Source organism: Brevibacterium sp. R8603A2, assembly GCF_023072605.1.
Lineage (GTDB): Bacteria > Actinomycetota > Actinomycetes > Actinomycetales > Brevibacteriaceae > Brevibacterium > Brevibacterium pityocampae.
Window position 1 is genome coordinate 1 of record NZ_JALLGN010000006.1, and the last position, 13,222, is coordinate 13,222.

A 13,222-nucleotide genomic window follows, 5' to 3' on the forward strand; every position below is an offset into this window, starting at 1 on the left:
ACGGGCCTCTACGGCCAACCGGGTCGCCCGGTCACGGAGTTCTTGGGGGTATTTCGACGGGGCCATCAGAGAATCGATGTCCTTTCAGGATGTTTGGCTTACCCTCAATCAAACCAAGGACGATTCATTCCTCTGGAACCGCCCCTTCGTTGAGGCCCGCAGTGCCCCGTCATCCACGAGACCATCCAGACCGCCGGCGGTTCCTCTGGAACCGCCCCTTCGTTGAGGCACCCGCGCACAGTTGACCCAGTGGCTCACCGCCTACACCCGGCGGTTCCTCTGGAACCGCCCCTTCGTTGAGGCTTGCAGATGACTCCGCTCGTGGCGGCTGGACTGGCAACCGGCGGTTCCTCTGGAACCGCCCGTTCGTTGAGGCGCGGATCGGCTGTCTAAGGCTCTCCAAAGCGAGCTCCGGCGGTTCCTCTGGAACCGCCCCTTCGTTGAGGCCGGGTGTGGGCGTCGGTGATCTCGTACATGGGGCCGACCGGCGGTTCCTCTGGAACCGCCCCTTCGTTGAGGCATCGACATCACCTCGCAGGTCTCCGTCGGCTGTGCCGCCGGCGGTTCCTCTGGAACCGCCCCTTCGTTGAGGCATGTACGACGTCAGCCAGTCCTGCCGGACCAGCCATCCGGCGGTTCCTCTGGAACCGCCCCTTCGTTGAGGCCGGACGAACCGGGACCGCACCGCACCAGTGTGGACGGCCGGCGGTTCCTCTGGAACCGCCCCTTCGTTGAGGCGGAATCTCGCACGCAATCGCGCTGTGGTCCAGGCAGCCGGCGGTTCCTCTGGAACCGCCCCTTCGTTGAGGCGGATATGACGGACAGATCCAGGAGCACATCTGGGCGCCCGGCGGTTCCTCTGGAACCGCCCCTTCGTTGAGGCGCGATCTCGGTCGGCTACATCTTCCCCGCGTCCCTCACCGGCGGTTCCTCTGGAACCGCCCCTTCGTTGAGGCGGACAACCAGACAACTAGATGTACTGACCGGAGACGTTGGTTAATCGCGAGAAGGGCGGCTGGTTGCCGCAGGCCGTGTGCGGCCGATGCTGGTTGTACTGGTGCAGCCAGGACTGCAGGGCGTCGCGGCGTTCCTGCTCACTGCGGTAGCAGCGGGCGTAGGCCCACCCTTCGGCCATGGTGCGGTGGAATCTCTCGACTTTCCCGTTGGTCTGCGGCCGGTACGGGCGAGTCCGCTTCGGTGCGATCGATAGTTCCTCGCTGGCGTCGCGCCACAGGAACGAGCGGTACGCCCCGCCGTTGTCCGACAGGACGCGCTCGATGGTGACGCCGCGGTCGGCGAACCAGCCGACCGCCCGGCGCAGGACGGCGACTGCAGTGATGGCAGTTTCGTCGTCGTGGACCTCGGTGTAGGCAACGCGGGAGTGGTCGTCGATGACGGTGTGGATGAATGCGTACCCGAGCGTGGGGTTGTACCACTTGCTGCGGGGCTTGTCCGGCGTAGCGGAGCGATTCTTGTCGCCCTGGCGGCGGCCGACATAGCGCCAGCCGCCGCCGTCGGGGATGTTCCCGAGCTTCTTCACATCCACGTGCACGAGCGACCCGGCATAGTCATGCTCGTAACGGCGAACAGGTTCGCCTGTGGCGCGGTCTAGGTATGCGAGCCGGTTCAGCCGGACGCTCGTGAGGATTCGATGCACGGTAGACGGCGCGATACCGAGCCTGCTCGCGAGCTGAACCGGCCCTTCGCGAAGTCTCAGGCGCAGGCTCACGCACCGCTTCGTCGTCGCCTTGCTCGTCCTGTGCGGCGAGGTCTTCGGCCGCGAGAACCGATCGTGCATCGACTCGCCATTTGCGTAGCGGTCAACCCACCGCTTCACTGTCGGCCAGGACACCTGGAAGCGAGCGGCGACCTCGCTAATCGGCCAACCGCCATCTACGACCAGGCAAGCGACTTTGAGGCGATGGCGGGGAGTCAGAGCGGCATTTGCGTGGGACATGGGACTCCTTAGGACTGTCGGACGGTCAGCAGGGTTACCCTGCTGACCGTCCGAGATGAGGTTCAAAAGGGGGGAAACGTTATGCGACAGCGGTTCCTTCGAGCTCGACCATCTGGCCGGGGATCGCCAGGCGGGTGACGCCGAGCATCGTGGTAGTCGGGGCGACTCCTGCCGCCCCGAGCTTCCCGGCGAGCACGCCGTAGTGCGGGAACATCGCGTCCACGTCGGTCGTGTAGACGTTGAGTCGAACCAGGTTCGCCAGCGTCATGTCGGCCTCGGCGAGCACGGCCTCGAGGTTCGCCACAGCCAGCGCGAGCTGAGCCGCGATGTCCCCGTCGTGCTCGGGCCGGCCGTCCTTATCCATCGCCGTCTGCCCGGAGATGTACAGGGTCCGCGCCTCACCCTCGACGACCTCCCCTTGGTTGAAGCCCATCTCCTGCGACCACGTCACCGGGTTCACTGCCGTGCGTTTCATTGCTGCTCCGTTCGTTCGCTCGTTGCCCAGCGCCCGGCAACCCTGTGGTCGCCGTCCTCGACGCTGCTCTACCAGCCTTCCGAGGAAACATGACATGTTGTGTCATGATTTTTGGTAAAATCCGATGCATGCGAGCAGACCGACTGGTCTCTCTGGTGCTGCTGCTGCGCCAGCGAGGCCGGATGACCGCCGACCAGCTGGCCGGAGAGCTCGAAGTGTCCACGCGGACCGTGCTGCGTGACATCGACGCCCTCTCGACCGCGGGCGTACCCGTTTACGCCGACCGTGGTCGACACGGCGGTTTCTCGCTGCTTCCCGGCTTCCGCACCGAACTGACCGGACTGAACCATGACGAGGCGCTCGCGCTGCTCACCGCCGGATCAAACCGTGGTGAGAAGGTCTTCGGCCTCAGCGCACCACTGGCCTCCGCGATGCGCAAGGTCGTCGACGCGTTACCCGAGGGGCACCAGATGAGCCTCGGTGATGCGGCCAAACGGTTTCTCGTGGAGCCGGAGACCGACCTGCTTTCTCGCCGTGCCCCCACCGAAGACTTGGCCGACGGCGTCATGAGCGAAGTCCGAACCGCGGTGCTCACCGGCCGCCGGCTGCGCTTCGACTATGCGGCACCCGGCAAGGCACCGAGTCGTCGAACCGTCGATCCGATTGGACTGGTCACCGTCCGCGGGCACACCTACCTGCTGGCGACGAGGTCTGGAGACGATCGGACCTACCGTCTGTCTCGGATGCTCAGCGCCGAAGTGTTCCCCGAACCGGCGCAACGCCCTGCGCAGGTCGACCTCGACCGCATCTGGGCCGAGCGCACCGCACAGTTCCTCTCCGAGAACCACATCCCCGTCGTCATCCGCATCAAGACGTCACGTCGTGAGGAGCTGCTGGAGAACGCCCGAGCAGTCCGCGCCGAGGAACCGGAGCCGGATGATTGGGTCCGGCTCGACGTGACCTTCGAAGACCTGCGCCACGCGGTATGGGCGGTGTGGCGCCTTGGCACGGACGCCGACGTACTCGCGCCAGAATCCGTCCGCGATGCGCTGTACGTGCGTGCCCAGGCGTTGGCAGCACGTTATCGATCCTGACGATCCGTACCGACTAACGTGTCCGGTCAGTACAACTAGAAGGAGACCACTATGACCACCCGGCGGTTCCTCTGGAACCGCCCCTTCGTTGAGGCCCGATCGTGTGGTGGCAGATGTACAGGGAGATGCCGACCGGCGGTTCCTCTGGAACTGCCCCTTCGTTGAGGCACCGTCTGCTCGGAGCTCACGGCGCGGACGATGTGCGCCGGCGGTTCCTCTGGAACCGCCCCTTCGTTGAGGCTCCCTCGGGCTGGAACGGAAGGCCGGGCAGTGACCGTACCGGCGGTTCCTCTGGAACCGCCCCTTCGTTGAGGCGAGGAGGTGACGCTCGATGCGCGCGACTAGACGCCTACCCGGCGGTTCCTCTGGAACCGCCCCTTCGTTGAGGCGCTGGCACCGCACCGCTCATCGACCTCGGAGACTTCACCCGGCGGTTCGTCTGGAACCGCCCCTTCGTTGAGGCCAGCGTTGTTCGTCGCAGCATTCCCCGTTGGGTCCGGCCGGCGGTTCCTCTGGAACCGCCCCTTCGTTGAGGCTTCGAGCTGTCCGCTGAGATCCGGTCCGCGAAACTCCGGCGGTTCCTCTGGAACCGCCCCTTCGTTGAGGCTAGTAGTGCGAGACGGAGACGTTCAGCCCCGCGGAACCGGCGGTTCCTCTGGAACCGCCCCTTCGTTGAGGCATGCTCCAAGGGCGTGTATGACGTCACCTTAGTTGGCCGGCGGTTCCTCTGGAACCGCCCCTTCGTTGAGGCTGAGAACGCTTCGGCCACCCAGACGGAGCACCCGTCCGGCGGTTCCTCTGGAACCGCCCCTTCGTTGAGGCTCCCATGTTTTCCCGGCAGCGTCCGTGTAGCCCCACCCGGCGGTTCCTATGGAACCGCCCCTTCGTTGAGGCCCGATGACTAGCGTCGCCTTGGACATGCGCTCGCGTCCGCCGGCGGTTCCTCTGGAACCGCCCCTTCGTTGAGGCTCCCAGATGTGGCGCACCACATCCATCGGGTCCACCCCGGCGGTTCCTCTGGAACCGCCCCTTCGTTGAGGCGCCGTCATCGTAGAGCCTCCCGGCGTGAATGCGATCCCCGGCGGTTCCTCTGGAACCGCCCCTTCGTTGAGGCGGCAACCGCATCGTCGCCGGCAAAGACTACTGGATCCCGGCGGTTCCTCTGGAACCGCCCCTTCGTTGAGGCAACTTCCAGTCGTCCATCTCCGTCCTGTCGACGTTCCCCGGCGGTTCCTCTGGAACCGCCCCTCCGTTGAGGCCAGGAGTATCTGACCCTCGCCCGGCGGCACACGAACCCCGAGGGTTCCTCTGGAACCGCCCCTTCGTTGAGGCGCCCTCTACACCGCGGTGATCTGGCACGTCGCATCCTGGCCGGCGGTTCCTCTGCAACCGCCCCTTCGTTGAGTCGGCATCGACTTGTGCACGCTGGCGGCCCGGGCGACGCGCCCGGCGGATCCTCTATAGCCGCCCCTTCGTAGGGGCACCGCGAAGGCCGAGGCGACCCGTGCGAAGTACCTCCAGCGCCTCCTCTGGAGCCGCCCCCAAAGTTTGGGCTTGACACTCGCGCACCCGGTGGTTCTCCTGGAGTCGCCCTTCGGAGCGGTAAGTCGGCCTTCACTAAGGACCGCCGCGACCCTCAGACAGGTCCGTTGTCCGCCGCGAATCCTCGGCTGGCCCCATGAGCATTATTCACCAGTACCGAGGCGGCAGCTTCGAAGGGATGGAACTCCGGACCGTTGATACTTCCGCCACTCTCTATCGTGTGACGGAGGACCGGGAGCTGTAAGAACGGAACGACGAACTTTCCACTCCCGGTATCCTCGTCTGCGACTTCGTGTACCTCGCCGAGTAGGAACGCCGCCACGAGCAGGCACCACCACAGCTCGAGATCAGCCCCACAGCTCCGGGCAGACCACGGTCGGTGACCTTATGGAATGCCTCAACGCATTCCTCAATGCCGGGTACGCAGAGGACGCAACCATTCTCATTCAGTCCACCACGACAGGGAAACTGAAGCGCGTCGTGACGACCAAGGAGAGACGCGACTCGACACGATGGCCCATCAGAATTCGCTACGAACGCATGAGGGGAAGGTGTCACTCAACATGTGCGAAATTGACTAGCAGCAATTCCATGCCCCTATAGCCACGACTATCGATCCGCCCACACTCTCAGCCATCACCGGGTACCGTGCACGGATTGGTGGAGCTCTGACCTAAGTGTGCGTCATTCTCCGGGGATGAACCTGCAATCGCGGAACGCTCAAATCGTCCTCACAGCACGCCCCTGCTCATGCGAAGTAGACGCCCCTACTCACCCCACCCCCAACTCCCGTGCGATGAGCATGAGCTGCACCTCCGTCGTCCCTTCCCCAACCTCGAGGATCTTCGAATCCCGGTAATGGCGGGCGACGAGGTACTCGTTCATGAAGCCGTATCCGCCGTGGATCTGCGTGGCGTCCCGCGCGTTGTCCATCGCGGCATCACCGGCGACGAGCTTCGCGATCGAGGCCTCCTTCTTGAACTGGAGCCCGGCGAGCATCCGCGATGCCGCGAGGTAGTACGCCGCGCGGGCCGCGACCACGCGGGCCTCCATGCGGGCGATCTTGAACGAGATCCCCTGGTACTCCCCGATCGGCTTCCCGAAAGACCTCCGCTCGTTCGCATAGCGCACCGACTCGTCCACGCAGCCCTGCGCGGCACCCACAGACAGCGCGGCGACTGCGATGCGGCCCTCGTCGAGGATGCGGAGGAAGTTCGCATACCCACGGCCCCGCTCCCCCAACAGGTTCTCCTCCGGCACCTGGACGTTGTCGAAGGTCAGCGGGTGCGTGTCCGAGGAGTTCCAGCCGACCTTGTCATATGCCGGCTCCACGGTGAACCCGGGAGTGCCGGACGGGATCATGATCGTCGAGATCTCCGGCTTCTCCTGCCCGTCCCTACCGGTCCGGGTGCCGGTCACTGCGGTGGCGGTGACGAGCCGGGTGATGTCCGTGCCCGAGTTCGTGATGAAGCACTTGCCGCCGTTGACCGTCCACATGCCGTCCTCGAGCACGGCCCGGGTCTTCGTGCCGCCGGCGTCGGAGCCGGCCTCGGGCTCGGTGAGGCCGAAGGCCGCCAGGCCGGAACCGTCGGTGAGCTGGGGCAACCATTCGCGCTTCTGCTCCTCGGTGCCGAACCGGTGGATGGGCATGGTACCCAGCGACACCCCGGCCTCGAGTGTGATCGCGAGCGACTGGTTGACCCGCGCGATCTCCTCGATCGCCAGGCACAGCGCGAAGTAGTCCCCGCCCATCCCGCCGTGCTCCTCCGCGAACGGCAGGCCGAACAGGCCCATCTGACCCATCTTCGCCACGAGCTGGTAGGGGAATTCGTGCTTGGCGTCGAGCTCCGCGCTCACCGGCGCGACGACGTCATCGGTGAACTTCGCCACGCTCCTGCGCAGCGACTCGTACTCGTCGGGGAGCATTCCGGGGGTGAAGGTCGTGGTCATGACTGGCCGTCCTTGTCTGTCGAAGCTGCGTCGGTGGAGGAATCGCTGGTCTCAGGAGTGTCGGTGCCCGCGTCATCGGTCACGGTGGCAAGCAGCTCGTCGAGCGCCACCTGGGCGCCGGCCGCGGTGTGGAGATGCAGGGTGCCGGCCATGGGGGCGGTGAGGACGTGCTCCATCTTCATCGCCTCGACGACGATGAGAGGCTGGCCCGCATCGACCGCGTCACCGTCCGCGGCGCGCACGTCGATGACGGAGCCGGGCATGGGAGCGGTGACCTCCGCGCCGGCCTCCCCGGGGTCGAGCGTCGGGTCCGCGACCGCGCGGGTGAACCGGAAGATGCCGGACTCGGAGCGGACCCAGATCTCCAGGGTCGGCCGCTGCGCGCGGGAGTCGACCACCCGGGTCGTCCACACCGTGGCCCGCCGGTCCACCCCGTCCTCCCGGACCGTGATCTCCCGGCCGCGGGGCGCCTGGGCCGAGGTGCCCGCGGGCCTCGCAACACCGGCACCTGCCGTGCCCGCACCACCACTGCCGGCCCCGTCGCGTTCGAACCGGGCGAGGTCCACGCTCGCGAGGTCGACCTCGACGAGGCGCTCCTCGTCGTCGTGGGTCAGCGGTACGCGGAGCACGGGCGGTTGGGAGGTGCGCCAGCTGCTCGACCGGTTCCACACGCTGTCAGAAGTCCGGGCCTTCGTCGCGTCCCCGAGCACGGCGAGCGCGGCAAAGGCCCAGTCCGCCTCGCTCGGCGTGTGCTCGAGCTCGCTGCCCGTGCTCATGCGGTCGATGAGCCCGGTGTCGAGTTCGCCTGCCACCACGTCCTCGCGGCTCAGCAGGGTGCGGAGGAAGTCGATGTTCGTCACGATGCCGGGCACCGTGGAGCGCTGCAGGGCGGCGCGGAGCTTCGCGACGGCCGCCGGGCGGTCCGGGGCGTGGACGATGAGCTTGGCGATCATCGGGTCGTAATCCGTGGCGATCCGCTGCCCGGCGGTCAGTCCCGCATCCACGCGGATGCCCTCCCCTTCCGGGAACACGACGTCGAGGGCGGTGCCGCCGGTGGGCAGGAAGCCGCGGGCGGGGTCCTCGGCGTAGATCCGGGCCTCGATCGCGTGCCCGGTGAGCGTGACCTCGTCCTGCGTGAAGTCGATGCGCTCGCCGGCGCCGATCCGCAGCTGCCATTCGACGAGGTCGACGCCGGTGACCTCCTCGGTGACGGGGTGCTCGACCTGGAGGCGGGTGTTCATCTCCATGAAGAAGAACTCCTCCGGGTTGTCGGCGGCGACGATGAACTCCACCGTGCCCGCACCCCGGTACCCGACGGAACGGGCGGTGTTGCAGGCGGCCTCGCCGATGCGCGCCCGGGCCGCCGCGTCGAGGAGTGCGGAGGGTGCTTCCTCGATGACCTTCTGGTGGCGGCGCTGCAGGGAGCATTCGCGCTCGCCGAGGTGGACGACGGTGCCGTGCTCGTCGGCGAGCACCTGCACCTCGATGTGGCGCGGGGTGGCGACGAGTCGTTCGAGGAACAGCGTGTCGTCGCCGAAGGAGTTCGCGGCCTCACGCCGGGCGGCCTTGAGCGCGGCCGGCAGTTCAGCGGCGTCGAACACCGCGTGCATGCCCTTGCCGCCGCCGCCGGCGGAGGGCTTGATGAGGACGGGGAAGCCGACGTCCTCGGCTGCGGTGATGAGCTGTTCGTTGGTGAGTCCCGCCTCGGCGACGCCGGGGACCAGCGGCACCCCGTGGGCGGCGACGGCTTGCTTGGCGGTGATCTTGTCACCCATGGTGCGGATCGCAGCCGCAGTGGGGCCGAGGAACACGATCCCGGCGTCCTCGCAGGCGGCGGCGAACGCGGCGTTCTCCGACAGGAAGCCGTAGCCGGGGTGGATCGCCTGCGCGCCGGTGGCCCGGGCGGCATCGATCACCGTGCTGATGTCGAGGTAGGACTCGCTGGCCGCGGCCGGGCCGAGGCGCACGGCGGTGTCGGCGGCGCGCACGTGGGCGGCGTCGGCGTCCGCGTCGGAGTAGACGGCGACGGTGAGGATGCCGAGCCTGCGGCAGGTGCGGATGACGCGCAGCGCGATCTCGCCGCGGTTGGCGATGAGTACGGTGTCGAAGAGCATGTCACATCCTGAAGACGCCGTAGCCGGGCGCATCGAGTGGGCGGGTCAGCGGTGAGTAGCGGCACGCCTCGAGGGCGAGCGCGAGGACGCGGCGGGTGTCACCGGGTTCGATGATCCCGTCGTCCCACAGCCGGGCGGTCGAGTAGTAGGGGTTGCCCTGCTGCTCGTACTGCTCGAGGATCGGGGCCTTGAACTCGGCCTCCTCCTCGGCCGGCCAGTCCTCGCCGCGGGCGGACTTCTGGTCGCGGGTGACGGTGGCGAGCACACCGGCGGCCTGCTCCCCGCCCATGACGGAGATCCGGGCGTTGGGCCACATCCACAGGAAGCGCGGGGAGTAGGCGCGCCCGCACATCGAGTAGTTGCCGGCCCCGTAGGAGCCGCCGATGACCACGGTGAACTTCGGCACGCGGGCGGTGGCGACGGCGTTGACCATCTTCGCCCCGTGCTTGGCGATGCCGCCGGCCTCGTAGTCGCGGCCGACCATGAACCCGGAGATGTTCTGGAGGAACACGAGCGGGGTGTCGCGCTGGTCGCACAGCTCGATGAAGTGCGCGCCCTTCATCGCCGACTCCCCGAACAGCACGCCGTTGTTCGCGATGATGCCCACGGGGTGGCCGTCGATCCGGGCGAACCCGGTGACGAGCGTGGTGCCGTACTCGGCCTTGAACTCCTGGAACTGCGAGCCGTCGACCACCCGCGCGATGACCTCGCGCACGTCGTAGGGGACCTTCGAGTCGACGGGGACCACCGCGGTGAGCTCATCCGGGTCCCAGGCAGGTGCCTCGGGCTCCGTGCGCTCCCAGGCCGGGGCCGGGCGGGGGGCGAGGGTGGTGACGATGTCGCGCATGATCTCGAGCGCGTGCGGGTCGTTCGCCGCGAGGTGGTCGGTCACACCCGAGGTGCGGGAGTGGAGCGCTCCCCCGCCGAGCTCCTCGGCGGTGACGACCTCGCCGGTGGCGGCCTTGACCAGGGGCGGGCCGCCGAGGAAGATCGTCCCCTGCTCGTTGACGATGATCGACTCATCCGCCATCGCCGGGACGTACGCGCCGCCGGCGGTGCACGAGCCGAGCACCGCGGCGAGCTGCGGGATGCCCGCGGCGGACAGGGTGGCCTGGTTGTAGAAGATCCGGCCGAAGTGCTCGCGGTCGGGGAACACCTCGTCCTGGTTGGGCAGGTTCGCGCCCCCGGAGTCGACGAGGTAGATGCAGGGCAGGCGGTTGTCCTTGGCGACCTCCTGCGCGCGGAGGTGCTTCTTCACGGTGATCGGGTAGTAGGTGCCGCCCTTGACGGTGGCGTCGTTGGCGACGATGACGCACTCCCGGCCGGCGACCCGGCCGATCCCGGTGATGATGCCGGCGCCGGGCGAGGCATCGTCGTACATCCCGTTCGCCGCGAGCGGGGAGAGCTCGAGGAACGGTGAGCCGGGGTCGAGGAGCTGCTCGACGCGGTCGCGCGGCAGGAGCTTGCCACGCTCGAGGTGCCGCTGCCGGGACTTCTCGGACCCGCCGCGCGCGGTGGCGGCGATCCGTTCGCGGAGCTCGGCGATGAGCTCGGCATGCGCCGAGGCGTGGGCGGCGCCAGTGGTCGTGTTCAGCGGTGAACCGATCACTTTCATGGATGATCCCCATTTCAGTTAATTGAGGCTAACTCAGTTGGTATCCTAGCGACCATGAGCACGATGGACAAGGGAACGGGCGCGACGACGCGGCAGACCGCGAAGGCCCGGCGGCGGCAGGCGATCCTCGACCACGCCAAGCGGCTGTTCGCCGCCTCGGGATTCCGGGCGGTGTCGATCGAGGAGATCGGGGCGGGCGCGGGGATCTCCGGTCCGGCGGTCTACCGGCACTTCGGGTCGAAGGAGGACATCCTCGCCGAGCTGCTCGTCGGGATCTCGGAGTACCTCCACGCTGGGGGCGAGGAGATCGCGGCCGGTGGCGGTGGGTCGGCAGATACGGGCGGGCCGGACGATGCGGGCGCCTCGGACGGGGGCGGCGCCTCGGCCGGGGACGGTGCGGTGGTGCGGGAGAGTGATCCGGCGGGCGTCCTGCGGCGGCTCGTCGACTTCCACCTCGCGTTCGCGCTCGGCGAGCCCGAGCTCATCCGCATCCAGGACCGCGACCTCACTTCGCTGCCGGCCGAGGCGCGCAGCAGCCTGCGCCGCCTGCAGCGGCAGTACGTGTCGCTGTGGGTCGCCACGCTGAGGCGGCACGCGCCGGGGCTGTCGGAGGACGCTGCGACGGTGACAATCCACGCGGTGTTCGGCATGGTGAACTCGACGCCCTACGTCGTGCGCCGGATCGACACGGCGGTGGTCGCCGAACGCCTCCGCGCAGCAGCCCTGGCGACGCTGGGGGTCGCCGACGTAGTTGCTTACCGGAAGTGATTGTGGGCCGGTGAGTCACGGTCGACGAGGACTCAGGACACATGGCCCTTCTCATCCGCCTCCGGAGCAGGGGCGGCGCTCGCTGGCGAACACAGCCGCCGGGGGCCGGCGTCGGCCGGGACATCGCCGGTATTCACGATCTCCTGCCAGGTGAGCTCGTCGGTGAAGGTGAGGAGCGGCACCTCGCTCGAGCAAGGAGAAGGTGACACCCAGCCTCACCTCGGTCCCCGGGAACCAGCACCAGAACCTTTGACGATAGAACCCGGGAGTTCTATAATTTGGCCATGTGGGTCGTCGACATCGAACTGATCTCAGAATGGCTCGCGTCACTCGATGACGACTCCCGCGAACACGTCGTCGCAGCTGTCGAACTTCTCGAGGAACACGGTCCGCACCTGGGGCGTCCACTTGTGGACACCGTGGTCGCATCTCGCCACCGGAACATGAAGGAACTGCGACCGGGCTCGAGCGGCCGGTCGGAGCTGCGAATCCTCTTCGCCTTCGACCCGCGTCGCCACGCGATCCTCTTGATCGCTGGAGACAAGGCGGGACGCTGGAAGAGCTGGTATCGGAGACACATCCCGAGTGCCGACGACCTCTTCGATGAACATCTGCGCACCATGGAAGGAAAGTGAGCATTATGGCAATGAAGATCAACGAGTTCCTTGCCGAGCACCCGATCGATCGCGAACGCGTCGATGCGCACAAGGAACGGATGCTCAGCGAAGTGCGCGCCTACCGACTCCGTGAACTGCGGGCCGATGCTGGTCTGACTCAAGTGGAGGTGGCACAACGGATCGGCGTCTCACAGCGCCAGGTCTCGAAGATCGAGCGCGGCGACCTCGAGAGTACGAAGATCGGCACGATTCGCCGCTACCTGGAAGCGGTGGGCGGCGACCTCGCCATCGAATTCGTCACCGCAGACTCACGGGTTCAGGTCGCCTGACACCCGTTCCCACCACTCAGGCGGCGATGCAGGACCGGAGGTGCGTCTCGATGGTGTCGGCGGTCCACCCGTGGGCCTCCCGCAGGCCGTTGCTCAGCATCGACAGGTACGGGGTCGAGGGCACGGTGTGCTCGACGGCGGCACTGCCGTGGGGTGCGGTGAAGGTGAGCATCGGGGTGCCCTCGCGGCGACCGACATCGATGAGCGTCTCGTAGTGGCCGGGGCCGGCCCGGTGGCGGGCATTCTCCTCCAGGCCGACGACGATCTCCTCGATCGGGTCATCGGGGTCCGGGATGCGGTGCATCTCCTGCGCGGCGATGTCGGCGAACTGCCCGGCGGTCACCAGGTAGGCCTTGGCCGGGGTGGGGCCGGGCACGTCGTGGTCGTAGAACGCCATTCCGCCACCGCCCCACACGCGGGACTCACCGGCGAAGTAGAGGCTGCCCGGCAGGTCGACGCCCGCCTCGGCGCGGGGCATCGAGGGGTCGCGCGCTCCCCGGTAGGTCACCTGCGCGCCCGGCGGCCGGCCGCCCTGCAGATAGCAGGCGAGGCGCTCGCGCGACATATTGGATCCATAGCTGACGTACCAGACAAGTGTTTCAGACACTCTCTCTACGCTGGTGGCTCGGACGGCGTCGTTCAAGCTCACACGGGGTTTCGGCGTCGATGACCAGACGATTCCCACCGGCCTCGGATGGAGCACGGCGTTCCTCAAAGATTGCTCAACGCCTTTCGGTGGCGCGTGGACGCACCCCCGTGAA

At 67.5% G+C, this 13,222-nt stretch carries 11 protein-coding genes and 2 CRISPR repeat arrays; of the genes, 4 read left to right on the forward strand and 7 right to left on the reverse strand.

Annotation, left to right across the window (positions count from 1 at the left end; all coding sequences use genetic code 11):
* Positions 1 to 120: 120 nt before the first annotated feature.
* Positions 121 to 956: a CRISPR direct-repeat array (repeat unit 36 nt; unit sequence CCGGCGGTTCCTCTGGAACCGCCCCTTCGTTGAGGC).
* Positions 957 to 970: 14 nt separating this feature from the next.
* Both MTQ12_RS07135 and MTQ12_RS07140 read right to left on the reverse strand, forming a co-directional pair.
* Entirely contained in the window at positions 971 to 1,957 is a 987-nt protein-coding gene (locus MTQ12_RS07135) for an IS481 family transposase (RefSeq protein WP_247425442.1), read from the reverse strand.
* 79 nt (positions 1,958 to 2,036) lie between these two features.
* Positions 2,037 to 2,432 carry a RidA family protein gene (locus MTQ12_RS07140; RefSeq protein WP_101652357.1) on the reverse strand — a complete coding sequence of 132 codons (396 nt, stop codon included), beginning with the start codon at positions 2,430 to 2,432 and terminating at the stop codon, positions 2,037 to 2,039.
* 128 nt (positions 2,433 to 2,560) lie between these two features.
* On the opposite strand from MTQ12_RS07140, the gene MTQ12_RS07145 reads away from it, so the two are divergent.
* The gene (locus MTQ12_RS07145) at positions 2,561 to 3,526 is read left to right on the forward strand and encodes a WYL domain-containing protein (protein ID WP_247425444.1); all 966 of its coding nucleotides are present in this window, start codon (positions 2,561 to 2,563) and stop codon (positions 3,524 to 3,526) included.
* Positions 3,527 to 3,585: 59 nt separating this feature from the next.
* Positions 3,586 to 5,008: a CRISPR direct-repeat array (repeat unit 36 nt; unit sequence CCGGCGGTTCCTCTGGAACCGCCCCTTCGTTGAGGC).
* Positions 5,009 to 5,839: 831 nt separating this feature from the next.
* On the opposite strand, the gene MTQ12_RS07150 is transcribed toward MTQ12_RS07145, so the two are convergent.
* Genes MTQ12_RS07150 through MTQ12_RS07160 form a run of 3 tightly spaced genes read right to left on the reverse strand, consistent with a single transcriptional unit; the run spans position 5,840 to position 10,747 of the window.
* Positions 5,840 to 7,018, reverse strand: coding sequence for an acyl-CoA dehydrogenase family protein (locus MTQ12_RS07150; protein ID WP_247425447.1), 1,179 nt, complete (start codon positions 7,016 to 7,018; stop codon positions 5,840 to 5,842).
* Entirely contained in the window at positions 7,015 to 9,132 is a 2,118-nt protein-coding gene (locus MTQ12_RS07155; RefSeq protein WP_247425449.1) for an acetyl-CoA carboxylase biotin carboxylase subunit, read from the reverse strand. Before MTQ12_RS07155 ends, MTQ12_RS07150 begins: the two co-directional genes overlap by 4 nt.
* A gap of 1 nt (position 9,133) precedes the next feature.
* Positions 9,134 to 10,747, reverse strand: coding sequence for a carboxyl transferase domain-containing protein (locus MTQ12_RS07160; protein ID WP_247425451.1), 1,614 nt, complete (start codon positions 10,745 to 10,747; stop codon positions 9,134 to 9,136).
* Positions 10,748 to 10,801: 54 nt separating this feature from the next.
* Between MTQ12_RS07160 and MTQ12_RS07165 the strand changes: the two genes are divergently transcribed.
* Positions 10,802 to 11,515 carry a TetR/AcrR family transcriptional regulator gene (locus MTQ12_RS07165; RefSeq protein ID WP_247425453.1) on the forward strand — a complete coding sequence of 238 codons (714 nt, stop codon included), beginning with the start codon at positions 10,802 to 10,804 and terminating at the stop codon, positions 11,513 to 11,515.
* 32 nt (positions 11,516 to 11,547) lie between these two features.
* On the opposite strand, the gene MTQ12_RS07170 is transcribed toward MTQ12_RS07165, so the two are convergent.
* Positions 11,548 to 11,724, reverse strand: a complete 177-nt coding sequence (locus MTQ12_RS07170) for a hypothetical protein (RefSeq protein ID WP_175406794.1) — start codon at positions 11,722 to 11,724, stop codon at positions 11,548 to 11,550.
* Positions 11,725 to 11,799: 75 nt separating this feature from the next.
* Between MTQ12_RS07170 and MTQ12_RS07175 the strand changes: the two genes are divergently transcribed.
* Both MTQ12_RS07175 and MTQ12_RS07180 read left to right on the forward strand, forming a co-directional pair.
* Positions 11,800 to 12,150: a type II toxin-antitoxin system RelE/ParE family toxin gene (locus MTQ12_RS07175; RefSeq protein WP_137318085.1), complete on the forward strand. Its 351-nt coding sequence runs from the start codon at positions 11,800 to 11,802 to the stop codon at positions 12,148 to 12,150.
* An 11-nt stretch (positions 12,151 to 12,161) separates the two neighbouring features.
* Positions 12,162 to 12,461, forward strand: a complete 300-nt coding sequence (locus tag MTQ12_RS07180) for a helix-turn-helix transcriptional regulator (RefSeq protein WP_247425455.1) — start codon at positions 12,162 to 12,164, stop codon at positions 12,459 to 12,461.
* A gap of 16 nt (positions 12,462 to 12,477) precedes the next feature.
* On the opposite strand, the gene MTQ12_RS07185 is transcribed toward MTQ12_RS07180, so the two are convergent.
* Complete coding sequence (locus MTQ12_RS07185; RefSeq protein WP_247425458.1) at positions 12,478 to 13,026, reverse strand: histone deacetylase; 549 nt, start codon at positions 13,024 to 13,026, stop codon at positions 12,478 to 12,480.
* Between the last annotated feature and the right edge of the window lie 196 nt (positions 13,027 to 13,222).

Coding starts and splice junctions, on each gene's coding strand:
- MTQ12_RS07135 (WP_247425442.1), bottom strand. CDS start 1,957: ATGTCCCACGCAAATGCCGCTCTGACTCCCCGCCATCGCCTCAAAGTC.
- MTQ12_RS07140 (WP_101652357.1), bottom strand. CDS start 2,432: ATGAAACGCACGGCAGTGAACCCGGTGACGTGGTCGCAGGAGATGGGC.
- MTQ12_RS07145 (WP_247425444.1), top strand. CDS start 2,561: ATGCGAGCAGACCGACTGGTCTCTCTGGTGCTGCTGCTGCGCCAGCGA.
- MTQ12_RS07150 (WP_247425447.1), bottom strand. CDS start 7,018: ATGACCACGACCTTCACCCCCGGAATGCTCCCCGACGAGTACGAGTCG.
- MTQ12_RS07155 (WP_247425449.1), bottom strand. CDS start 9,132: ATGCTCTTCGACACCGTACTCATCGCCAACCGCGGCGAGATCGCGCTG.
- MTQ12_RS07160 (WP_247425451.1), bottom strand. CDS start 10,747: ATGAAAGTGATCGGTTCACCGCTGAACACGACCACTGGCGCCGCCCAC.
- MTQ12_RS07165 (WP_247425453.1), top strand. CDS start 10,802: ATGAGCACGATGGACAAGGGAACGGGCGCGACGACGCGGCAGACCGCG.
- MTQ12_RS07175 (WP_137318085.1), top strand. CDS start 11,800: ATGTGGGTCGTCGACATCGAACTGATCTCAGAATGGCTCGCGTCACTC.
- MTQ12_RS07180 (WP_247425455.1), top strand. CDS start 12,162: ATGAAGATCAACGAGTTCCTTGCCGAGCACCCGATCGATCGCGAACGC.
- MTQ12_RS07185 (WP_247425458.1), bottom strand. CDS start 13,026: ATGTCGCGCGAGCGCCTCGCCTGCTATCTGCAGGGCGGCCGGCCGCCG.